At 77.3% G+C, this 1,008-nt stretch carries 1 protein-coding gene; it reads right to left on the bottom strand.

Features of this window, described 5'->3' with window-relative positions; translation table 11 throughout:
• Positions 1 to 1,008, bottom strand: a 1,008-nt coding sequence (locus MXD58_RS25480) for a PP2C family protein-serine/threonine phosphatase (protein WP_250610221.1), incomplete at both ends; no start/stop codon positions are given.

Here is a 1,008-nt window from a genome sequence, read left to right as displayed (position 1 = left end):
GTCCCGGCCAAGGCCGACGCAGGCGGCGGTGACCAGCGCGTCGAGATCCGCCCGCGGACCGTCACCGCGGGCCAGCACCGCCGCGAGGTCGGACACGCCGGCGTCGGCCGCCCGGCCGCCGCCGCGGACCAGGCCGTCGGTGAACAGCGCGAGGAGGTATCCCTGGCCGAGGCGGACGGTGTATTCCGTGGCGTCGGCCGGCCCGGTCAGGTCGCCGCGGGCGACACCGAGCGGGGAACCGACCGCCAGGTACAGCCGCGACACCAGACCGTCAGGGGCGATGACCAGCGGCGGCGGATGCCCGGCGCTGGCCAGCGTCAGGACGCCCGTGTCGATCTCGGCGATCCCGTAGATGCAGGTGGCGACCTGCTCACCCGGCAGGTCCGCGACGATGCCGTCGAGCAGCGCGAGCACTTCGCCGGGCGGCAGGTCGAGCCGGGCGCAGACCCGGACCGCGGCGCGCAGCTGCCCCATCGCGGCCGCCGCCGCCACCCCGCGTCCCCGCGCCTCGCCGATCACCAGGGCGTACCGGCCCGCGCCCAGATCGATCACGTCGGACCACTCGCCGCCCGCGTCGCCGTCGGCGCCCGCCGGCAGGTAGCGGGTCGCCACCTGCAGCCCACTCGGCACGGCGGCAGGCGCGCCGCGCAACGTCTCACGCAGCTCGGTGACATCACCGTGGACGGCTCGCAAGCGCTCGAGGCGGACACACGCGATCCCGGCGCGCGCCGCGAGCTCACCCAGGAACTCCAGGTCGGCGTCGGTGAACGGGGCTCGGTCCCCCGCGGCGGTGAGGCTGACGACGGCGGCGATCCCGCCGGCGCCCCTGACCGCGAGCACCGCGGTCGTGTGCGCGTCGATCTGGCGAAGCCAGCGGGCGAGGTCGGCGGGCGGTTCCCAACCGCCGTCCGCGTGCGTGAGGACGCGGCCCTGGCCGTCCGCCGCGACCGCGCGCAGCGGGCTGGTGGGCACGTCCAGCGCCGCGCTCCACGCCGCCGTCGCCGGTGC

Origin of the sequence: Frankia sp. AgKG'84/4, assembly GCF_023242965.2 — a bacterium.
Taxonomy (GTDB): domain Bacteria; phylum Actinomycetota; class Actinomycetes; order Frankiales; family Frankiaceae; genus Frankia.
The sequence above is the reverse complement of the archived record's forward strand: the minus strand, read 5'-3'. Positions and strand labels throughout refer to the sequence as shown.